The sequence below is a fragment of the Streptomyces daghestanicus genome, assembly GCF_020521275.1.
In the GTDB taxonomy this organism is placed as follows: Bacteria; Actinomycetota; Actinomycetes; order Streptomycetales; family Streptomycetaceae; genus Streptomyces; species Streptomyces griseoviridis.
The window spans coordinates 1-19,682 of record NZ_BNDX01000012.1; the positions used below are offsets into that span (position 1 = coordinate 1).

Sequence of the window (19,682 nt, forward strand, 5' to 3'; positions counted from 1 at the left end):
ACCAGGTTGTGGGCGACCAGCGAGGGCTGGCTGGACGTGAAGTGGAGGATCCACGGGGACACGGCGCAGTACAGGCCGAGCAGGAACACCGGCCCGTCCATGAGCATCACGTCCCGGCCGCCGAGCACGCGGTCGTAGCGGGCCCGCATCTCGGGGGCGTCGGGGTGGCTGCCCAGGTCGTGGGTGGTGTCGCCTCTGGTGTGCGAGACGTTGGCCATGGTCGTCTCCTTTTACTGGCAGACCGTCCGCGTCTGGTGCGGTATGCGACGAATGCCGCAATACCTCCATTCTGCTCCTTACTCGCCTTTATGCGCGGGCCCGGGTGCCCTGGTCGGAAATCCCCGGAGGCTTCACCGGGCGCCGGCCGTGCGTCGGCTCGTGCGCTCACGCACGAGCCGACGAGTCCCGTGCCGGCCGGTGCCGGCCTGACCACCGGCGCCCTGGCCCGGCGGCTGGGCGTCTCCCCCACCACGCTGCGCTCCCGGGACCGCAGATACGGCATCGGGCCGGCCGTCCGCGCCGAGGGCCGCCACCGTCGCTGGGCGCCGCAGGACGTCCGGCTGCTGGAGACCATGTGCCGGCCGACGGCGTCCGGGTGCCACCGCCGAGGCCGCCCGGCCGGCCCGCCCCGGGCCGGGGGAGCCCTCCGCGTCCGCCGTGGAGCTGCGCGGGGAGCCCCGGGGCCTGTCCCGCGCCGCCGTACGGCTGGACGCGCCGGCCGTGCGGGAGCCGCTGGGCGCCGCCGTGGACCGGCACGGGCTGAGCACCGCCTGGCAGGAGGTGACGGTGCCGGCCCCGCCCGCGGTGGGACGCGCCTGGGAGACCTCCGGCGACCGCTACGTCGAGGTCGAGCACCTGCTGTCCTGGGACGTCTCCATCCACGCTGCGCCGCCACACCCGCCCCCGCCGCCACCGCGCGCGGCACCGCCGCGCCCATGGTCCTGGCCTGCGTGCCCGGCGAGGAGCACTCGCTGCCCATCGGGGCGCTCGACGCCGTACTGAGCGAGCGCGGCCTCGCGCTCCGGATGCTCGGCGCGGCCGTCCCGGCCCGGGCGCCGACCGCCGCCGTGCGCCGGCTGGGCCCGGTCGCCGTGCTGCTGTGGGCGCAGGCCCGGCACCCGGTGGCCGTCGCCCCCGGCCCGCCATGCCGCGGGGGCCCGGTGGCGCGTGGCCGGCACCCGGCGCCGGCCCCTGGTGCTGCTCGGCGGTCCCGCTGGGCCGGGCGCTCCGGGACGGGCACCGCCAGGCCCTCCACCCTGCCCGAGGTGCTCGGCTCGCTCGCGGCGGCCTCCGCCGCGCCCCTCACGTGAGACCGCGCGCCTCCCGGAACCGGGCGAGGCCCTCCGCGAGGCCGATCACCGGTGCCGGGTAGCCGAGCCCGGCGCGCTCCCGGTCCGGCAGCGTCCACGGCTCGTGCACGGCCCGCCCGGACGCCCCGGCCAGCTCCGGCACCCAGCGCCGGACGTACGCGCCGTCCGGGTCGTACCGCCGGGCCTGTACGACGGGGTTGAGGACCGGTGCGGGCGGCTGTCGGTGCCGGTGCCGGCCACCCACTGCCAGTTCAGCTGGTTGTTGGCGACGTCCCCGTCGACCAGCAGGCTCAGGAAGTGCCGGGCGCCCACCCGCCAGTCGACGTAGAGCGTCTTGGTGAGGAAGCTCGCGGTGAGCAGCCGGGCCCGGTTGTGCATCCAGCCCTCGTGGCGGAGCTGGCGCAAGCCGGCGTCGACCAGCGGGAAACCGGTGCGGCCCGCCCGCCAGGCCGCGGCGTCCGCCTCCGCGCCGGGGCCCGTGCGCCACCGGTCGTGGCGGGTGCGGTAGTCGGCGGTGGAGACGGCCGGCCGGGCCGCGAGGAGCTGCCGGTGGAAGTCGCGCCAGGCGAGCTGCCGTACGAAGGACTCCGCGCCGGGGCCCCCGCCCGGCGGGCGCGGTGCACGACCTCGCCGGGGGAGAGCGTGCCGAAGTGGAGGTGGGGCGAGAGCCGGGAGGTGGCGTCGCCGGCCAGGTCGTCGTGGCGGTCCTCGTACCGGGCGACGGGGCCGCGGAGCCAGGCCGCCAGCCGTCGGCGGCCCTCGGCCTCCCCGCCCCGGCCAGCCCCGGCGACAGGCCGGCGCTGCCCGCGAGGGCGGCGCGGTCCGGCAGTGGTCCGGAGCGGACGCCGTCCGGCACCCGGAGCGCGCGCGGCGCGGCGAGGACGGGACGCGGCGACAGCCGGGACCACTGCCGGAGGTAGGGCGTGAAGACCGCGAAGTGGTCGGAGGCCGCCGGGGTCACCGCGCCCGGCGGCCTCCGACCACTTCGCGGTCTTCACGCCCTACCTCCGGCAGTGGTCCCGGCTGTCGCCGCGTCCCGTCCTCGCCGCGCCGCGCGCGCTCCGGGTGCCGGACGGCGTCCGCTCCGGACCACTGCCGGACCGCGCCGCCCTCGCGGGCAGCGCCGGCCTGTCGCCGGGGCTGGCCCGGGGCGGGGAGGCCGAGGGCCGCCGACGGCTGGCGGCCTGGCTCCGCGGCCCCGTCGCCCGGTACGAGGACCGCCACGACGACCTGGCCGGCGACGCCACCTCCCGGCTCTCGCCCACCTCCACTTCGGCACGCTCTCCCCCGGCGAAGGTCGTGCACCGCGCCCGCCGGGCGGCGGCCCCGGCGCGGAGTCCTTCGTACGGCAAGCTCGCCTGGCGCGACTTCCACCGGCAGCTCCTCGCCGGCCCGGCCGGCCGTCTCCACCGCCGACTACCGCACCCGCCACGACCGGTGGCGCACGGGCCCCGGCGCGGAGGCGGACGCCGCGGCCTGGCGGGCGGGCCGCACCGGTTTCCCGCTGGTCGACGCCGGCTTGCGCCAGCTCCGCCACGAGGGCTGGATGCACAACCGGGCCCGGCTGCTCACCGCGAGCTTCCTCACCAAGACGCTCTACGTCGACTGGCGGGTGGGCGCCCGGCACTTCCTGAGCCTGCTGGTCGACGGGGACGTCGCCAACAACCAGCTGAACTGGCAGTGGGTGGCCGCACCGGCACCGACAGCCGCCCGCACCGGGTCCTCAACCCCGTCGTACAGGCCCGGCGGTACGACCCGGACGGCGCGTACGTCCGGCGCTGGGTGCCGGAGCTGGCCGGGGCGTCCGGGCGGGCCGTGCACGAGCCGTGGACGCTGCCGGACCGGGAGCGCGCCGGGCTCGGCTACCCGGCACCGGTGATCGGCCTCGCGGAGGGCCTCGCCCGGTTCCGGGAGGCGCGCGGTCTCACGTGAGGGGCGCGGCGGAGGCCGCCGCGAGCGAGCCGAGCACCTCGGGCAGGGTGGAGGGCCTGGCGGTGCCCGTCCCGGAGCGCCCGGCCCAGCCGGGACCGCCGAGCAGCACCAGGGGCCGGCGCCGGGTGCCGGCCACGCGCCACCGGGCCCCCGCGGCATGGCGGGCCGGGGGCGACGGCCACCGGGTGCCGGGCCTGCGCCCACAGCAGCACGGCGACCGGGCCCAGCCGGCGCACGGCGGCGGTCGGCGCCCGGGCCGGGACGGCCGCGCCGAGCATCCGGAGCGCGAGGCCGCGCTCGCTCAGTACGGCGTCGAGCGCCCCGATGGGCAGCGAGTGCTCCTCGCCGGGCACGCAGGCCAGGACCATGGGCGCGGCGGTGCCGCGCGCGGTGGCGGCGGGGGCGGGTGTGGCGGCGCAGCGTGGTGGAGACGTCCCAGGACAGCAGGTGCTCGACCTCGACGTAGCGGTCGCCGGAGGTCTCCCAGGCGCGTCCCACCGCGGGCGGGGCCGGCACCGTCACCTCCTGCCAGGCGGTGCTCAGCCCGTGCCGGTCCACGGCGGCGCCCAGCGGCTCCCGCACGGCCGGCGCGTCCAGCCGTACGGCGGCGCGGGACAGGCCCCGGGGCTCCCCGCGCAGCTCCACGGCGGACGCGGAGGGCTCCCCCGGCCCGGGGCGGGCCGGCCGGGCGGCCTCGGCGGGTGGCACCCCGGACGCCGTCGGCCGGCACATGGTCTCCAGCAGCCGGACGTCCTGCGGCGCCCAGCGACGGTGGCGGCCCTCGGCGCGGACGGCCGGCCCGATGCCGTATCTGCGGTCCCGGGAGCGCAGCGTGGTGGGGGAGACGCCCAGCCGCCGGGCCAGGGCGCCGGTGGTCAGGCCGGCACCGGCCGGCACGGGACTCGTCGGCTCGTGCGTGAGCGCACGAGCCGACGCACGGCCGGCGCCCGGTGAAGCCTCCGGGGATTTCCGACCAGGGCACCCGGGCCCGCGCATAAAGGCGAGGTAAGGAGCAGAATGGAGGTATTGCGGCATTCGTCGCATACCGCACCAGACGCGGACGGTCTGCCAGTAAAAGGAGACGACCATGGCCAACGTCTCGCACACCAGAGGCGACACCACCCACGACCTGGGCAGCCACCCCGACGCCCCCGAGATGCGGGCCCGCTACGACCGCGTGCTCGGCGGCCGGGACGTGATGCTCATGGACGGGCCGGTGTTCCTGCTCGGCCTGTACTGCGCCGTGTCCCCGTGGATCCTCCACTTCACGTCCAGCCAGCCCTCGCTGGTCGCCCACAACCTGGTTCTGGGCATCGCGATCGCCGTGCTGGCGCTGGGATTCACCCGGGCCCCGGAACGGATGTACGGCCTCAGCTGGGCCATGTGCGGCATCGGCATCTGGATGATCATCTCGCCCTGGGTCGTGGGCTCCAGTCCGGACACCGGTGTCATATGGAACAACATCATCATCGGCGCGCTGGCCCTGATCCTCGGGACGGCGTGCGCCGGTGCGGCGGCGAAGGCGTCCAAGCACTAGGCCCGTCCGGCACCGCGTGAGGCCGGTCCGCGCGTGCGGACCGGCCTCACGCGCGCTCCGGCGCGAAATCGCGCATGCGTGCGCCCGCCGCCAGCGGGCAGACGGCCGGTGCGGGGGCAGAGACAGAAAGGGGCGGAGATGGGGATCGACGGGATCTTCAGTGCCATCATCATCGGTATCGTCATCGGCGTTCTGGGCCGGCTCGTGGTTCCGGGCCGCCAGCGCATCGGCATTCTGTGGACGATCCTGGTGGGCATCGTGGCCGCGCTGATCGGTACGGCGATCGCGGGCGCGTTCGGGGTGGCCGAGACGGACGGTCCGGACTGGATCGAGTGGCTGATCCAGATCGCCCTGGCGGCGGTCGGCGTGGTGGCACTGGACCGGGCGAAGGCGCGCCGCTGACGGCGGCGGCCGGACTCCGCACCGGCGGGCGGCGCACCCGGGACGACCCGGGGCGCCGCCCGCCGCCGCGTCTAGGCTGGGTCCGCCGTATCACCCGAGCCGCCCGGAAGGACGCCGTATGACCGTGAAGGACACCGAGCTGCCGCTGCTCCGCCGCTGTGTGGAGCTGGCCGCCGAGGCGCTGGCGGCCGGGGACGAGCCCTTCGGCTCCGTGCTGGCCGGCGCGGACGGCACGGTGCTGGCCGAGGACCGCAACCGGATCGCGTCCGGCGACAGCACCCGGCACCCGGAGTTCGCGCTCGCCCGCTGGGCGGCGGAGCACCTGGACCCGGCCGAGCGGGCGGCGGCGACGGTGTACACCTCCGGCGAGCACTGCCCGATGTGCGCCGCCGCCCACGCCTGGGTGGGCCTCGGCCGCATCGTCTACGTCGCCTCCTCGCGGCAGCTCTCGCAGTGGCTCACCGAACTGGACGTCCCCGCCGCCCCGGTCCGGGCGCTGCCGGTGCGGGACATCGCGCCCGGTGTGACCGTGGACGGCCCCGTCCCGGAACTGACGGAGGAGATCCGGGCGTTGCACGTCCGGTTCCACGCCGGGCGGGGCTGACCCGCGCCGCCGGTCCCGCTCAGCCGCGGGCGCGGGGCCGGAAGCGCCGGTGCAGGGCGGCACCGCCGAGGACCAGCGCGGTACCGCTCAGCAGGGCGGGCAGGGTCTGGTCGGCCCCGGTGCGGGCGAGGGCGGACGTGGCGGTGTCCGGCGCGGCCAGCTCCGGCTCGTGCGCGGGCGGCTCCTCCTCCCCCGCGGGCGGCGCGGACGACCCGGGCTCGGGCTCCGGCTCCGGTTCGGGTCGCGGGGCCGGGTGGCGCGGGGGCTCCGGGCGGTCGTCGCCGGGGCCGTTCACGGACTCGTTGCCGGTGACGGGGTTGCCGATGCCCACCACGTTCACCGAATTGCCGCTGATGTTGACCGGAAGGTCGACCGGCAGCTGCACGCCGTTGCCGGTGAGCACCCCGGGCGAGTCCTCGGTGCCGCTCGCGGCGGACGCGCCGCCGGGGCCGCCGCCCTCCCGCCCGCCGGGGCCGCCGCCCCTCGCCCCGCCCGGGCCGCCGCTCCCCCCGGTGTTCGCGCAGGTGTTGCCCGCGGCCGGGTTGAGCAGCCCGGCCACGTTCACGGTGTTCCCGCACACGTTCACCGGGACGTCCACCGGGAGCTGGACGATGTTGCCGGAGATCAGCCCGGCCGAGCCGGCCGCCGCCCCCCGCGCGTCCGCGCCGCCGGCCGCGAGGGCCGAGCCGGCCGGGACCGACACGGCCAGCGCGCCGGACGCGGCGACGAGTACTCCGATTCGGGTAACCCTTGTCATAGGCTCCCTGCCTTCCAGACATGATCGCGGGCACTCACCCGCACTGGTGACAACGCGGACGAACCATCCGAGTTATGGCTTATCCGCCTTTCACCCCGTCGAGTGGCCCCGGCGTCGAACGCCCGCTCGGTGCGCGCCCGGCCCGGAGGCGGGGTCCCGGCACCCCGCTTATGGTGGGCGAGGGCGCCGCTCTCCGGTCCCCGACGGGGCGCCCGGGAGGCATCGATGCTGGCCAAGCTGTCGACCCGGCCCACCGCGCTGCGCTGGGCGATACCCGGCGCGCTGGGGCTGTCCCTGCTGGGCGCGGCCCTGCCCGCGGCACCCGCGGCCGGCCCCGGCTCCGGCGAGTCCGGGCCCGGCCTGTCCCGCTACTACGACCAGCGGGTGAAGTGGTCCGCCTGCTCGGGCCTGGAGATGCCCGAGGACCTCCAGTGCGGAAAGGTCACCGTGCCGCTCGACTACGCCCGGCCCCGCGGGAAGACACTCGAGCTGGCGCTGGCCCGCTACCGGGCGACCGGCCACCGCAAGGGCTCGGTCCTGCTGAACTTCGGCGGCCCCGGCAGTTCCGGCGTCAGCGAACTGTCCGCCGGCGCCGAGGACTTCATGCACCTCACCAACGGCTACGACGTGGTGACCTTCGATCCGCGCGGCGTCGGCCGGTCCTCCCCGGTGAGCTGCGGACCGGGCTCCGCGGAGATCATGGCGGCGACCGACGGGGACGAGGGGATGAAGCACCCCCGGCGGGCGCTGGACCGGCTGCGCAAGGCGGCGGACCAGTGCGCGGAGCACTCCGGGCCGGTCCTGCCGCACATCGGCACCGTCAACGCCGCCCGCGACCTGGACGTGATGCGCCGGGCACTCGGTGACGACAAGCTCAACTACCTGGGCTTCTCCTACGGCACCCGGCTCGGCGCGGTGTACGCCGCGCAGTTCCCCGGGCGGGTGGGCCGGATGGTCCTGGACGGGGTGGACACCCTGACCGATTCCCTGCCCGAACAGGGCGTGGCGGGCGCGCGGGGACAGCAGACGGCGCTGGAGAACTTCCTCGACTGGTGCGTCAAGGAGGACATCGCCTGCCCGTTCGGCCAGGACGGCCGGCAGGCCCGGCGGGAGGTCGTACGGCTGGTCGGCTCGCTCGACGAGGAGCCGGTGCCCTCCGCCTTCGGCGAGCCCTTCACCGGGCAGGACCTGGTCAGCGCCCTCGGCCAGGCGCTCTACAGCCGGGAGCTGTGGCCGGCGCTGGAGCGGGCCGTGGCGCAGCTGGTGGAGAACGGCGACTCCTCGGGCCTGGAGAGCTTCACCTCCGGCGGCGTCGGCTTCCCCGTCCGGCGGGCGGCGGGCGGGAGGACCGAGGGGGCGCTCACCGACCCGGAGGACGTCCCGCTGGACAACCTCCCGGCGGCGCTGATGGCCATCAACTGCGCCGACGACCCCGATCGCCCCGGCGCGGACCGGGTCGCCCGCTCCCTCGGCCCGCTGCTGCGGCGGTACGAGGAGGCGTCCCCGGTCTTCGGACGCTACCGGCTCACCCAGGTGCTGATGTGCTACGGCCGCCCCAAGGGCACCGACTACATCCGCGACGAGGTCAAGGGCGTCGACACGGCGAAGATGCTGCTGGTCGGCACGCGCGGCGATCCGGCGACGCCGTACCGCTGGACGCAGGAGACGGCCGAGCGGCTGGGCCCCTCGGCCGTGGTCCTCGACAACAAGGGCGAGGGGCACACCGGGTACGCGTCCTCCGCGTGCGTGCACCGCAAGGTGGACGACTTCTTCCTGCACGGCACCCTGCCGCCCAGCGGCAGCTCCTGCGGACCGGAGGGGGACGCGTCCGGCGACTGAGCCGCGCGTCAGTCCAGGACGATCTCCGGCCGGTACAGGTCCAGCCAGAGGGCGAGGTCGAGGGCGCGTTCGAGGCCGCGCCGGTCCCCCTGGCCGGTCATCGGCGCCTCCCGTTCCGCGGCGCGGCGGAGCCGGTCGGGGTCGACGAGGTCGAAGACCGGGTGCCCGGTGCGGGCCAGCAGGTCGCGGGCCTGGTCCTGGAGGGCCGCCGCGTACTTGGGGTCCTGGGTGGACGGGTAGGGGCTCTTGACCCGGTCGTAGACCGACCGGGGCAGGACGTCGGCGGTGGCCTCGCGCAGCAGGGTCTTCTCGCGGCCGTCGTAGGACTTGAGCGCCCAGGGCGTGTTGTAGACGTACTCCACGAGCCGGTGGTCGCAGAACGGGACGCGGACCTCCAGGCCGACGGCCATGCTGGCGCGGTCCTTGCGGTCGAGCAGGACGCGGACGAAGCGGGTCAGGTGGAGGTGGGAGATGCGGCGCATCCGGTACTCGAAGTCGCTCTCGCCGTCCAGGCGCCGGATGCCCGCGACGGCGTCGCGGTAGCCGTCGGCGACGTAGGCGGGCAGGTCGAGGGAGCGGTTCAGCTCCGGGCGCAGGACGTCGGCGTCCTCCCCGAAGTGGCGGCCCATCGTGACCAGCCAGGGGAAGGCGTCGGCGGTGCGGGCGCGTTCGTCGAAGAACTGGAGGTAGCCGCCGAAGACCTCGTCGGCGGACTCGCCGGACAGGGCGACGGTGGAGTGCTCGCGGATGGCCCGGAAGAGCAGGTGGAGCGAGGCGTCCATGTCACCGAAACCGGCGGGCAGGTCCCGGGCCCGGACGACCTTCTCGCGGATCGCGGGGTCGGCCAGCGCCTGCGCGTCGAGCACGATGTCCTGGTGGTCGGTGCCGGAGGTGCGGGCCACGTCGTGCACGAACGGGGTGTCGGGGGTGCCGCGCAGTTCGTCGGCGACGAAGTTCTCGGTCTGGCCGGCGAAGTCGACGGCGAAGCTGCGGATCTTCTCGCCGTCCCCGGCCAGTTGCCGGGCGCCGAGCGCGGTCAGCGCGGAGGAGTCGAGCCCGCCGGAGAGCAGGGTGCAGCGGGGCACGTCCGCGACGAGCTGGCGGCGCACGATGTCGTCCAGCAGGGTGCGGACCCGGGCGACGGTGGTGTCCCGGTCGTCGGTGTGCGGGCGGGTCTCCAGCTCCCAGTAGCGGCGGGTGCGGACGCCGTCGCGGTCGACGGTGACGACGGTGCCGGGCTCGACCTCGCGCATGCCGTCCCACACCGCGTGGCCCGGCGTCTTGATCATGGTGAAGAGTTCCCGCAGCCCGTCCAGCTTGACCCGGCGGCGGGCGAGCGGGTTGGCGAGGATCGCCTTGGGCTCGGAGCCGAAGAGGACGCCGTCGGCGGTGGGGTGGAAGTAGAAGGGCTTGATGCCCATGCGGTCGCGGACCATGAGGAGCTTGTCCGCGCGGCCGTCCCAGACGGCGAAGGCGTACATGCCGTTGAGGCGTTCGGGCAGCGCCTCCCCCCACTCCAGGTAGCCGCGGAGCACGACCTCGGTGTCGGAGTCGGTGGTGAAGCGGTGGCCGCGGCCGGTGAGTTCGCGGCGCAGCTCGGTGAAGTTGTAGGTCTCGCCCGAGTAGACGAGGGCGACCGTGCCGTGCGGGGTCCCGGCGGTCATCGGCTGCCGGCCGCCGGGCAGGTCGATGATGGCGAGCCTGCGGTGGCCGAGCGCCGCGGGGCCCTCGGCCCAGACGCCCCGGTCGTCCGGTCCGCGGCAGGCCATCGTCTCCGTCATCGCGTCCAATGCCGTCTTCTCGGCGCGCAGGTCGCGGTCGAAGGAGACCCAGCCGGTGATGCCGCACATGTGCTACCTCCTGCGTCCGGTCCGCCCGGAGGACCGCTCCGACCTGGCACGTCGGAGTGCTTCGCGGGTGCGAGCACGCACGGGCGGCCCTTCCGGCAAACCAGTTGTAGTTGCCATCTACAACCTGAGCCTGCGCTCCGCCGGTACGCGCGGTCAACGCGGCCGTAACACGACGGACACATAAGGCTCGTGCTTTCGGCCACACTTTGCTTCAGCGATACCTCACCGTCCGGCCCGTACGGACCCCGGCCGCACCGAACCGGCCATCGGCAAAGAGTTCTCCAACCGGCCCCGGCCGCTCCACGTGCCAGCCGGACAGAACAGACCTATCGTGCTGGCATGGAGCACGATCTGAGCCCCGCCACCCTCGCCGAACTCCGGCGCCCCCGCCCCTATCCGGCCGTGTCGGTGCTGACCCCGACGCACCGCCGGGAACCCGGCAGCGCCCAGGACCCGGTGCGCCTGCGCAACGCGGTCGCCGAGGCAAGGAGACGGCTGGAGGCCGATCCGGCGGTCACCCGGGAACGCCGCGCCGAGGTCGAGGAGCAGCTCGACCGGGCCCTCGCCGAGATCGACCCCGCCGAGACGGAGGACGGACTGGCGATCTTCGCCGCGCCGGGCGAGCACCAGGTGTGGACGCTGGCCCGCTCCGTGCCCGAGCGCGTGGTGCTCTCGGACACCTTCCTGACCCGCAACCTGGTCGCGGCCCACTCGGCCGAGCGCCCGTTCTGGGTGCTCTCGGTCTCCGCCGACCGCGCCACGCTGTGGAACGGCGGCACCGACCGCGTCACCGAGGAGCGCTCCGGCGGCTTCCCGCTGACCAGGCCGCCGGAGGACTTCGACCCCGAGCGCCAGGAGCGGATCGGCGACTCCCCCAGCGCCTTCCGCGACGAGCGCACCCGCCAGTTCCTGCGCGACGCGGACGCCGCGCTGGGCCGGCTGCTGCGCGACCGTCCGCGTCCGGTGTACGTCACCGGACCCGAGGCGGCGCTGTCACTGCTCGACGACGCGGGCGGCGCCGTACGGGGCGCGGTGCACCTCCCGCACGGCGGCCTCGCGAACGGCACCCCGGAAGCCGTGTGGCAGGCGGTACGGCCGCTGGTCGCCGCCGAGGCGCGCCGGGCCGCCGACGCGGTGACCGGCGAACTGGAGGCGGCGCGCGGCCGGCGGGAGTACGCGGCCGGCGTCGACGAGCTGTGGCGGAGCGCCCTGGCCGGGCGGGTCCGGCTGCTGGCCGTCGAGGAGAACTACCGCGCGACGGTGGTGGACGCCGGCGACCATCTGGAACCCGCGGACCCCCGCGACCTCGACGCCCGCGAGGACATCGTGGACGAGATCGTCGAACAGTGCCTGGAGACCGGCGCGGAGGTCCGCTTCGTCCCGGACGGCACCCTGCGGGACGCGGACGGGATCGCCGGGGTGCTGCGCTACTGAGCGTCCCGGCCGGTCCTCGCGCCGCCGCCCTTGACGGCCGTGACACCCTGGCGGCAGTGCCGACCGGGAGGAGCCGACGGGAGATGGGTCAGTCACTGGGCGTGGCGGTCCTGGGCGCGGGACACATGGGCGCCGATCACATCCGCCGGCTGGACCGCGTGGTGGGCGGCGCCCGGGTGGTCGCCGTCGCCGACCCCGACGCGGAACGGGCGAAGGAGGCCGTCGCCGGGCGGGAGGGCGTCGCGGTCCGCACGGAGGCCGAGGCCGCGCTGGACGCGCCCGGCGTCGAGGCCGTACTGATCGCCTCCCCCGGCGAGGCGCACGAGGAGGCGCTGCTCGCCGCCTTCGCCCGGAACCTGCCGGTGCTGTGCGAGAAGCCGATGGTCCCCGACCCGGCGGGCGCGCTGCGGATCGTGGAGGCGGAGGCGCGGCTCGGCCGGCGGCTGGCCCAGATCGGCTTCATGCGGCGCTACGACTCCGAGTACACGCGGCTGAAGGCCCTGCTGGACGGCGGGCGGCTGGGCCGGCCGCTGATGCTGCACTGCGTCCACCGCAACGTCTCCTCACCGCCCGGCTTCACCTCCGCGATGCTGGTGAACAGTTCCGTCTCGCACGAGATCGACGCCGCCCGCTGGCTGCTCGGCCAGGAGCCGGTCGCGGTGACCGTGCACCGGCCTCGGCCGTCCGCCGGAGCGCCCGCGGGGCTGCTCGACCCGCAGTTCGTGCTGTTCGAGACCGACGGCGGCGCCCTGGTCGACGTGGAGGTCTTCGTCAACTGCGGCTTCGGCTACCAGGTCCGCTGCGAGGCCGTCTGCGAGGCGGGAAGCGCCCGCATCGGCGAGGAGCGGGCCATGGCGGTGACGGCGGCGGGCGGCCTGCGCGAGGAGGTGCCGCAGGACTACCTCGTACGGTTCGCCGACGCCTACGACCGCGAGGTGCGCGCCTGGGTCGACGCCGTGCGGCACGGCCGGGTCACCGGCGCGAACGCCTGGGACGGCTACGCGGCGTCCGCGGTCGCCGAGGCGGGAGTGCGCGCCCTGGAGTCCGGCGTCCGCACCCCGGTCGACCTCGCGCCGCGCCCGGCGCTGTACGGGGGGACCGGGGCGTAGGGCACCGGTGCCGCATCCGTTCGCCCCTCAGCTCCCGTAGTGCGCCTACGCGACGGTCCACGGGGAGGGCCTGCGGGACGACCGGGTGAGTCGATCGCCCGGGACCATGGCATATGCCGTCGGCATCGCCGTAGCGTGTGTCACCGAATCCCCCCCCAGGGCGTCGCGCGCTGTGCAACAGTCGTGAGGTCTTCCGCGCCCGACCCGGTTCCGCCCTGGCCGTACCGTCTGCACACCGGAGTGCGTCATGCCGTCCCCCCTCTCCGCGGACCACCCCGCCGCCCAGCCGTCAGGGCCCGGCACGGTGGAGGCGCTGATATCGCAGACGCGGCGGCTCAAGGGCGAGGTGGACGCCGTACGGCGGGACGCGCGGCACGACGGATCGGACCCCACGGGCCGCTGGCAGCGCGCCCTGTACGATCTGGCGCTGCATCAACTGGACGACGTCGACCGGCACTTGGCGCAGTTGCGGGACGGCCCGCCGCTCCGGTCGGCGCCCGCCGGTTCCGGCCGGGCCGGCTCGTCGCCCGGCCTGGTCGGCAGCGCGGAGTGGGATCTGCTGACGGACGGGGCCCACTGGTCCCCGGAGCTGTACCGCATCCTCGGCCGGGACCCCGCCGCTGCCCCGCTCACCCTCGACGAACTGCCGTCCGTCGTCCTGGCGGAGGACCGGCCCGGCCTGACCGCGATGGTCACCGGGTGTCTCGTCGACGCCCGCCCGATCGACGGCGAGTTCCGTGTCGTCCGGCCCGACGGCACCGTACGGACCGTGCACATGAGGGGCCGGCCCGTCCTCGACGCCCATGGCTCCACCGTCTCGTTGTGGGCGGTGCTGCGCGATTGTCACCGCCCTGCGCCGCGGCCGGCGGGCGGTCAGCGAGTCCCGTGCGTCGCTCCCCGACCCGGCCTCCGCCGCGCCGGCGAGGCCGGCGTGGGGCGCGGCCGGTCGCGCCGGCGCGGCGGAGGCCGGGTCGGGGAGCGACGCACGGGACTCGCTGACCGCCCGCCGGCCGCGGCGCAGGGCGGTGACATCGCGCAGCACCGCCCACAACGAGACGGTGGAGCCATGGGCGTCGAGGACGGGCCGGCCCCTCATGTGCACGGTCCGTACGGTGCCGTCGGGCCGGACGACACGGAACTCGCCGTCGATCGGGCGGGCGTCGACGAGACACCCGGTGACCATCGCGGTCAGGCCGGGCCGGTCCTCCGCCAGGACGACGGACGGCAGTTCGTCGAGGGTGAGCGGGGCAGCGGCGGGGTCCCGGCCGAGGATGCGGTACAGCTCCGGGGACCAGTGGGCCCCGTCCGTCAGCAGATCCCACTCCGCGCTGCCGACCAGGCCGGGCGACGAGCCGGCCCGGCCGGAACCGGCGGGCGCCGACCGGAGCGGCGGGCCGTCCCGCAACTGCGCCAAGTGCCGGTCGACGTCGTCCAGTTGATGCAGCGCCAGATCGTACAGGGCGCGCTGCCAGCGGCCCGTGGGGTCCGATCCGTCGTGCCGCGCGTCCCGCCGTACGGCGTCCACCTCGCCCTTGAGCCGCCGCGTCTGCGATATCAGCGCCTCCACCGTGCCGGGCCCTGACGGCTGGGCGGCGGGGTGGTCCGCGGAGAGGGGGGACGGCATGACGCACTCCGGTGTGCAGACGGTACGGCCAGGGCGGAACCGGGTCGGGCGCGGAAGACCTCACGACTGTTGCACAGCGCGCGACGCCCTGGGGGGGGATTCGGTGACACACGCTACGGCGATGCCGACGGCATATGCCATGGTCCCGGGCGATCGACTCACCCGGTCGTCCCGCAGGCCCTCCCCGTGGACCGTCGCGTAGGCGCACTACGGGAGCTGAGGGGCGAACGGATGCGGCACCGGTGCCCTACGCCCCGGTCCCCCCGTACAGCGCCGGGCGCGGCGCGAGGTCGACCGGGGTGCGGACGCCGGACTCCAGGGCGCGCACTCCCGCCTCGGCGACCGCGGACGCCGCGTAGCCGTCCCAGGCGTTCGCGCCGGTGACCCGGCCGTGCCGCACGGCGTCGACCCAGGCGCGCACCTCGCGGTCGTAGGCGTCGGCGAACCGTACGAGGTAGTCCTGCGGCACCTCCTCGCGCAGGCCGCCCGCCGCCGTCACCGCCATGGCCCGCTCCTCGCCGATGCGGGCGCTTCCCGCCTCGCAGACGGCCTCGCAGCGGACCTGGTAGCCGAAGCCGCAGTTGACGAAGACCTCCACGTCGACCAGGGCGCCGCCGTCGGTCTCGAACAGCACGAACTGCGGGTCGAGCAGCCCCGCGGGCGCTCCGGCGGACGGCCGAGGCCGGTGCACGGTCACCGCGACCGGCTCCTGGCCGAGCAGCCAGCGGGCGGCGTCGATCTCGTGCGAGACGGAACTGTTCACCAGCATCGCGGAGGTGAAGCCGGGCGGTGAGGAGACGTTGCGGTGGACGCAGTGCAGCATCAGCGGCCGGCCCAGCCGCCCGCCGTCCAGCAGGGCCTTCAGCCGCGTGTACTCGGAGTCGTAGCGCCGCATGAAGCCGATCTGGGCCAGCCGCCGGCCGAGCCGCGCCTCCGCCTCCACGATCCGCAGCGCGCCCGCCGGGTCGGGGACCATCGGCTTCTCGCACAGCACCGGCAGGTTCCGGGCGAAGGCGGCGAGCAGCGCCTCCTCGTGCGCCTCGCCGGGGGAGGCGATCAGTACGGCCTCGACGCCGGGCGCGTCCAGCGCGGCCTCGGCCTCCGTGCGGACCGCGACGCCCTCCCGCCCGGCGACGGCCTCCTTCGCCCGTTCCGCGTCGGGGTCGGCGACGGCGACCACCCGGGCGCCGCCCACCACGCGGTCCAGCCGGCGGATGTGATCGGCGCCCATGTGTCCCGCGCCCAGGACCGCCACGCCCAGTGACTGACCCATCTCCCGTCGGCTCCTCCCGGTCGGCACTGCCGCCAGGGTGTCACGGCCGTCAAGGGCGGCGGCGCGAGGACCGGCCGGGACGCTCAGTAGCGCAGCACCCCGGCGATCCCGTCCGCGTCCCGCAGGGTGCCGTCCGGGACGAAGCGGACCTCCGCGCCGGTCTCCAGGCACTGTTCGACGATCTCGTCCACGATGTCCTCGCGGGCGTCGAGGTCGCGGGGGTCCGCGGGTTCCAGATGGTCGCCGGCGTCCACCACCGTCGCGCGGTAGTTCTCCTCGACGGCCAGCAGCCGGACCCGCCCGGCCAGGGCGCTCCGCCACAGCTCGTCGACGCCGGCCGCGTACTCCCGCCGGCCGCGCGCCGCCTCCAGTTCGCCGGTCACCGCGTCGGCGGCCCGGCGCGCCTCGGCGGCGACCAGCGGCCGTACCGCCTGCCACACGGCTTCCGGGGTGCCGTTCGCGAGGCCGCCGTGCGGGAGGTGCACCGCGCCCCGTACGGCGCCGCCCGCGTCGTCGAGCAGTGACAGCGCCGCCTCGGGTCCGGTGACGTACACCGGACGCGGACGGTCGCGCAGCAGCCGGCCCAGCGCGGCGTCCGCGTCGCGCAGGAACTGGCGGGTGCGCTCGTCGCGGAAGGCGCTGGGGGAGTCGCCGATCCGCTCCTGGCGCTCGGGGTCGAAGTCCTCCGGCGGCCTGGTCAGCGGGAAGCCGCCGGAGCGCTCCTCGGTGACGCGGTCGGTGCCGCCGTTCCACAGCGTGGCGCGGTCGGCGGAGACCGAGAGCACCCAGAACGGGCGCTCGGCCGAGTGGGCCGCGACCAGGTTGCGGGTCAGGAAGGTGTCCGAGAGCACCACGCGCTCGGGCACGGAGCGGGCCAGCGTCCACACCTGGTGCTCGCCCGGCGCGGCGAAGATCGCCAGTCCGTCCTCCGTCTCGGCGGGGTCGATCTCGGCGAGGGCCCGGTCGAGCTGCTCCTCGACCTCGGCGCGGCGTTCCCGGGTGACCGCCGGATCGGCCTCCAGCCGTCTCCTTGCCTCGGCGACCGCGTTGCGCAGGCGCACCGGGTCCTGGGCGCTGCCGGGTTCCCGGCGGTGCGTCGGGGTCAGCACCGACACGGCCGGATAGGGGCGGGGGCGCCGGAGTTCGGCGAGGGTGGCGGGGCTCAGATCGTGCTCCATGCCAGCACGATAGGTCTGTTCTGTCCGGCTGGCACGTGGAGCGGCCGGGGCCGGTTGGAGAACTCTTTGCCGATGGCCGGTTCGGTGCGGCCGGGGTCCGTACGGGCCGGACGGTGAGGTATCGCTGAAGCAAAGTGTGGCCGAAAGCACGAGCCTTATGTGTCCGTCGTGTTACGGCCGCGTTGACCGCGCGTACCGGCGGAGCGCAGGCTCAGGTTGTAGATGGCAACTACAACTGGTTTGCCGGAAGGGCCGCCCGTGCGTGCTCGCACCCGCGAAGCACTCCGACGTGCCAGGTCGGAGCGGTCCTCCGGGCGGACCGGACGCAGGAGGTAGCACATGTGCGGCATCACCGGCTGGGTCTCCTTCGACCGCGACCTGCGCGCCGAGAAGACGGCATTGGACGCGATGACGGAGACGATGGCCTGCCGCGGACCGGACGACCGGGGCGTCTGGGCCGAGGGCCCCGCGGCGCTCGGCCACCGCAGGCTCGCCATCATCGACCTGCCCGGCGGCCGGCAGCCGATGACCGCCGGGACCCCGCACGGCACGGTCGCCCTCGTCTACTCGGGCGAGACCTACAACTTCACCGAGCTGCGCCGCGAACTCACCGGCCGCGGCCACCGCTTCACCACCGACTCCGACACCGAGGTCGTGCTCCGCGGCTACCTGGAGTGGGGGGAGGCGCTGCCCGAACGCCTCAACGGCATGTACGCCTTCGCCGTCTGGGACGGCCGCGCGGACAAGCTCCTCATGGTCCGCGACCGCATGGGCATCAAGCCCTTCTACTTCCACCCCACCGCCGACGGCGTCCTCTTCGGCTCCGAGCCCAAGGCGATCCTCGCCAACCCGCTCGCCCGCCGCCGGGTCAAGCTGGACGGGCTGCGGGAACTCTTCACCATGATCAAGACGCCGGGCCACGCGGTGTGGGACGGCATGCGCGAGGTCGAGCCCGGCACCGTCGTCACCGTCGACCGCGACGGCGTCCGCACCCGCCGCTACTGGGAGCTGGAGACCCGCCCGCACACCGACGACCGGGACACCACCGTCGCCCGGGTCCGCACCCTGCTGGACGACATCGTGCGCCGCCAGCTCGTCGCGGACGTGCCCCGCTGCACCCTGCTCTCCGGCGGGCTCGACTCCTCCGCGCTGACCGCGCTCGGCGCCCGGCAACTGGCCGGGGACGGCGAGAAGATCCGCAGCTTCGCCGTCGACTTCGCCGGCCAGACCGAGAACTTCGTCGCCGACGAACTGCGCGGCACCCCCGACACCCCGTTCGTGCACGACGTGGCCCGCACCTCCGGCACCGACCACCAGGACATCGTGCTCGACGCGCAGGCGCTGGCCGACCCCGCGATCCGCGAGAAGGTCGTCCGGGCCCGGGACCTGCCCGCCGGTTTCGGTGACATGGACGCCTCGCTCCACCTGCTCTTCCGGGCCATCCGCGAGCACTCCACCGTCGCCCTGTCCGGCGAGTCCGCCGACGAGGTCTTCGGCGGCTACCTCCAGTTCTTCGACGAACGCGCCCGCACCGCCGACGCCTTCCCCTGGCTGGTCACGATGGGCCGCCACTTCGGGGAGGACGCCGACGTCCTGCGCCCGAGCTGAACCGCTCCCTCGACCTGCCCGCCTACGTCGCCGACGGCTACCGCGACGCCGTCGCGGGCATCCGGCGCCTGGACGGCGAGAGCGACTTCGAGTACCGGATGCGCCGCATCTCCCACCTCCACCTGACCCGCTTCGTCCGCGTCCTGCTCGACCGCAAGGACCGCGCCAGCATGGCCGTCGGCCTGGAGGTCCGCGTCCCGTTCTGCGACCACCGGCTCGTGGAGTACGTCTACAACACGCCCTGGGCGCTCAAGTCCTACGACGGCCGCGAGAAGACCCTGCTGCGCGAGGCCACCGCCGACGTCCTGCCCCGGTCGGTCTACGACCGGGTCAAGAGCCCCTACCCGTCCACCCAGGACCCCAAGTACGCGGCGGCCCTCCAGGACCAGGCCCGCGACCTGCTGGCCCGCACCGGGCACCCGGTCTTCGACCTCGTCGACCCCGACCGGCTCCGCCGCCCGCGGAACGGGAGGCGCCGATGACCGGCCAGGGGGACCGGCGCGGCCTCGAACGCGCCCTCGACCTCGCCCTCTGGCTGGACCTGTACCGGCCGGAGATCGTCCTGGACTGACGCGCGGCTCAGTCGCCGGACGCGTCCCCCTCCGGTCCGCAGGAGCTGCCGCTGGGCGGCAGGGTGCCGTGCAGGAAGAAGTCGTCCACCTTGCGGTGCACGCACGCGGAGGACGCGTACCCGGTGTGCCCCTCGCCCTTGTTGTCGAGACCACGGCCGAGGGGCCCAGCCGCTCGGCCGTCTCCTGCGTCCAGCGGTACGGCGTCGCCGGATCGCCGCGCGTGCCGACCAGCAGCATCTTCGCCGTGTCGACGCCCTTGACCTCGTCGCGGATGTAGTCGGTGCCCTTGGGGCGGCCGTAGCACATCAGCACCTGGGTGAGCCGGTAGCGTCCGAAGACCGGGGACGCCTCCTCGTACCGCCGCAGCAGCGGGCCGAGGGAGCGGGCGACCCGGTCCGCGCCGGGGCGATCGGGGTCGTCGGCGCAGTTGATGGCCATCAGCGCCGCCGGGAGTTGTCCAGCGGGCGTCCTCCGGGTCGGTGAGCGCCCCCTCGGTCCTCCCGCCCGCCGCCCGCCGGACGGGGAAGCCGACGCCGCCGGAGGTGAAGCTCTCCAGGCCCGAGGAGTCGCCGTTCTCCACCAGCTGCGCCACGGCCCGCTCCAGCGCCGGCCACAGCTCCCGGCTGTAGAGCGCCTGGCCGAGGCGCTGACCA

Annotated in this window: 13 protein-coding genes and 7 pseudogenes; 11 read left to right on the forward strand and 9 right to left on the reverse strand. The window is 75.3% G+C overall.

The genetic code is table 11. The features are described from left to right. The coding region (locus tag Sdagh_RS24225) for an SPW repeat protein (RefSeq protein WP_226535655.1) at positions 1–218 on the reverse strand (218 nt) is incomplete at its 3' end. 90 nt (positions 219–308) lie between these two features. Between Sdagh_RS24225 and Sdagh_RS37220 the strand changes: the two genes are divergently transcribed. Next, positions 309–1,310 (forward strand): MerR family transcriptional regulator, encoded by a 1,002-nt coding sequence (locus Sdagh_RS37220; RefSeq protein ID WP_504967638.1) that lies wholly within the window; start codon positions 309–311, stop codon positions 1,308–1,310. On the opposite strand, the pseudogene Sdagh_RS24235 reads toward Sdagh_RS37220, so the two are convergent. Further along, positions 1,303–2,280: pseudogene (locus tag Sdagh_RS24235) on the reverse strand (cryptochrome/photolyase family protein); the annotation flags it as partial. The gene Sdagh_RS37220 and the pseudogene Sdagh_RS24235 sit on opposite strands and share 8 nt — an antisense overlap. Here Sdagh_RS24235 and Sdagh_RS24240 point away from each other — a divergent pair. Continuing rightward, a pseudogene (locus Sdagh_RS24240) lies at positions 2,248–3,242 on the forward strand (FAD-binding domain-containing protein). The pseudogenes Sdagh_RS24235 and Sdagh_RS24240 overlap by 33 nt on opposite strands. Here Sdagh_RS24240 and Sdagh_RS24245 read toward each other — a convergent pair. Next, positions 3,235–4,238 (reverse strand): annotated as a pseudogene (locus Sdagh_RS24245) (MerR family transcriptional regulator). The pseudogenes Sdagh_RS24240 and Sdagh_RS24245 sit on opposite strands and share 8 nt — an antisense overlap. Before the next feature lie 91 nt (positions 4,239–4,329). Between Sdagh_RS24245 and Sdagh_RS24250 the strand changes: the two are divergent. The 3 genes from Sdagh_RS24250 (at position 4,330) to Sdagh_RS24260 (ending at position 5,785) form a co-directional block, all read left to right on the forward strand. Beyond that, on the forward strand, positions 4,330–4,779 hold the full coding sequence (locus tag Sdagh_RS24250) for an SPW repeat protein (protein WP_189420583.1): 450 nt from the start codon (positions 4,330–4,332) through the stop codon (positions 4,777–4,779). 138 nt (positions 4,780–4,917) lie between these two features. Continuing rightward, a complete protein-coding gene (locus Sdagh_RS24255; RefSeq protein ID WP_189420586.1) occupies positions 4,918–5,181 on the forward strand; it encodes a GlsB/YeaQ/YmgE family stress response membrane protein in 264 nt (87 codons plus the stop codon). Between the two features lie 118 nt (positions 5,182–5,299). After that, positions 5,300–5,785 carry a nucleoside deaminase gene (locus Sdagh_RS24260; protein ID WP_189420588.1) on the forward strand — a complete coding sequence of 162 codons (486 nt, stop codon included), beginning with the start codon at positions 5,300–5,302 and terminating at the stop codon, positions 5,783–5,785. Between the two features lie 19 nt (positions 5,786–5,804). Here the strand turns inward: Sdagh_RS24260 and Sdagh_RS24265 are convergent, their stop codons facing one another. Then, positions 5,805–6,542 (reverse strand): chaplin, encoded by a 738-nt coding sequence (locus tag Sdagh_RS24265; RefSeq protein ID WP_190078115.1) that lies wholly within the window; start codon positions 6,540–6,542, stop codon positions 5,805–5,807. A gap of 225 nt (positions 6,543–6,767) precedes the next feature. Between Sdagh_RS24265 and Sdagh_RS24270 the strand changes: the two genes are divergently transcribed. Further along, entirely contained in the window at positions 6,768–8,381 is a 1,614-nt protein-coding gene (locus Sdagh_RS24270) for an alpha/beta hydrolase (RefSeq protein ID WP_190078116.1), read from the forward strand. An 8-nt stretch (positions 8,382–8,389) separates the two neighbouring features. Here the strand turns inward: Sdagh_RS24270 and asnB (Sdagh_RS24275) are convergent, their stop codons facing one another. Next, on the reverse strand, positions 8,390–10,231 hold the full coding sequence (asnB, locus tag Sdagh_RS24275; protein ID WP_189420594.1) for an asparagine synthase (glutamine-hydrolyzing): 1,842 nt from the start codon (positions 10,229–10,231) through the stop codon (positions 8,390–8,392). 339 nt (positions 10,232–10,570) lie between these two features. Here asnB (Sdagh_RS24275) and Sdagh_RS24280 point away from each other — a divergent pair, with 339 nt between their 5' ends. The 3 genes and pseudogenes from Sdagh_RS24280 to Sdagh_RS24290 all read left to right on the forward strand — a co-directional run. Further along, positions 10,571–11,665, forward strand: a complete 1,095-nt coding sequence (locus Sdagh_RS24280) for a baeRF3 domain-containing protein (protein ID WP_189420596.1) — start codon at positions 10,571–10,573, stop codon at positions 11,663–11,665. A gap of 83 nt (positions 11,666–11,748) precedes the next feature. After that, a complete protein-coding gene (locus Sdagh_RS24285; protein WP_189420599.1) occupies positions 11,749–12,774 on the forward strand; it encodes a Gfo/Idh/MocA family protein in 1,026 nt (341 codons plus the stop codon). A 247-nt stretch (positions 12,775–13,021) separates the two neighbouring features. Beyond that, positions 13,022–13,534: pseudogene (locus tag Sdagh_RS24290) on the forward strand (PAS domain-containing protein); the annotation flags it as partial. Between the two features lie 216 nt (positions 13,535–13,750). Here Sdagh_RS24290 and Sdagh_RS24295 read toward each other — a convergent pair. From Sdagh_RS24295 to Sdagh_RS24305, 3 genes and pseudogenes are all read right to left on the reverse strand, one after another. Further along, positions 13,751–14,398: pseudogene (locus tag Sdagh_RS24295) on the reverse strand (PAS domain-containing protein); the annotation flags it as partial. 247 nt (positions 14,399–14,645) lie between these two features. Then, positions 14,646–15,671, reverse strand: coding sequence for a Gfo/Idh/MocA family protein (locus Sdagh_RS24300; RefSeq protein WP_189420599.1), 1,026 nt, complete (start codon positions 15,669–15,671; stop codon positions 14,646–14,648). Positions 15,672–15,754: 83 nt separating this feature from the next. After that, positions 15,755–16,849: a baeRF3 domain-containing protein gene (locus tag Sdagh_RS24305; RefSeq protein ID WP_189420596.1), complete on the reverse strand. Its 1,095-nt coding sequence runs from the start codon at positions 16,847–16,849 to the stop codon at positions 15,755–15,757. A 339-nt stretch (positions 16,850–17,188) separates the two neighbouring features. On the opposite strand from Sdagh_RS24305, the pseudogene asnB (Sdagh_RS24310) reads away from it, so the two are divergent. Continuing rightward, positions 17,189–19,028, forward strand: a pseudogene (gene asnB, locus Sdagh_RS24310) (asparagine synthase (glutamine-hydrolyzing)). 98 nt (positions 19,029–19,126) lie between these two features. Here the strand turns inward: asnB (Sdagh_RS24310) and Sdagh_RS37035 are convergent. Continuing rightward, positions 19,127–19,467: pseudogene (locus Sdagh_RS37035) on the reverse strand (alpha/beta hydrolase); the annotation flags it as partial. A gap of 41 nt (positions 19,468–19,508) precedes the next feature. On the opposite strand from Sdagh_RS37035, the gene Sdagh_RS37040 reads away from it, so the two are divergent. Continuing rightward, complete coding sequence (locus Sdagh_RS37040) at positions 19,509–19,658, forward strand: hypothetical protein (RefSeq protein WP_372478468.1); 150 nt, start codon at positions 19,509–19,511, stop codon at positions 19,656–19,658. Positions 19,659–19,682: the final 24 nt, after the last annotated feature.

What these genes read in the sequence shown, in the direction of transcription:
- Sdagh_RS24250 (WP_189420583.1), top strand. Translation starts at nt 4,330, where the DNA reads ATGGCCAACGTCTCGCACACCAGAGGCGACACCACCCACGACCTGGGC.
- Sdagh_RS24300 (WP_189420599.1), bottom strand. Translation starts at nt 15,671, where the DNA reads ATGGGTCAGTCACTGGGCGTGGCGGTCCTGGGCGCGGGACACATGGGC.
- asnB (WP_189420594.1), bottom strand. Translation starts at nt 10,231, where the DNA reads ATGTGCGGCATCACCGGCTGGGTCTCCTTCGACCGCGACCTGCGCGCC.
- Sdagh_RS24285 (WP_189420599.1), top strand. Translation starts at nt 11,749, where the DNA reads ATGGGTCAGTCACTGGGCGTGGCGGTCCTGGGCGCGGGACACATGGGC.
- Sdagh_RS24270 (WP_190078116.1), top strand. Translation starts at nt 6,768, where the DNA reads ATGCTGGCCAAGCTGTCGACCCGGCCCACCGCGCTGCGCTGGGCGATA.
- Sdagh_RS37220 (WP_504967638.1), top strand. Translation starts at nt 309, where the DNA reads ATGCGCGGGCCCGGGTGCCCTGGTCGGAAATCCCCGGAGGCTTCACCG.
- Sdagh_RS24280 (WP_189420596.1), top strand. Translation starts at nt 10,571, where the DNA reads ATGGAGCACGATCTGAGCCCCGCCACCCTCGCCGAACTCCGGCGCCCC.
- Sdagh_RS24260 (WP_189420588.1), top strand. Translation starts at nt 5,300, where the DNA reads ATGACCGTGAAGGACACCGAGCTGCCGCTGCTCCGCCGCTGTGTGGAG.
- Sdagh_RS24305 (WP_189420596.1), bottom strand. Translation starts at nt 16,849, where the DNA reads ATGGAGCACGATCTGAGCCCCGCCACCCTCGCCGAACTCCGGCGCCCC.
- Sdagh_RS24265 (WP_190078115.1), bottom strand. Translation starts at nt 6,542, where the DNA reads ATGACAAGGGTTACCCGAATCGGAGTACTCGTCGCCGCGTCCGGCGCG.
- Sdagh_RS24255 (WP_189420586.1), top strand. Translation starts at nt 4,918, where the DNA reads ATGGGGATCGACGGGATCTTCAGTGCCATCATCATCGGTATCGTCATC.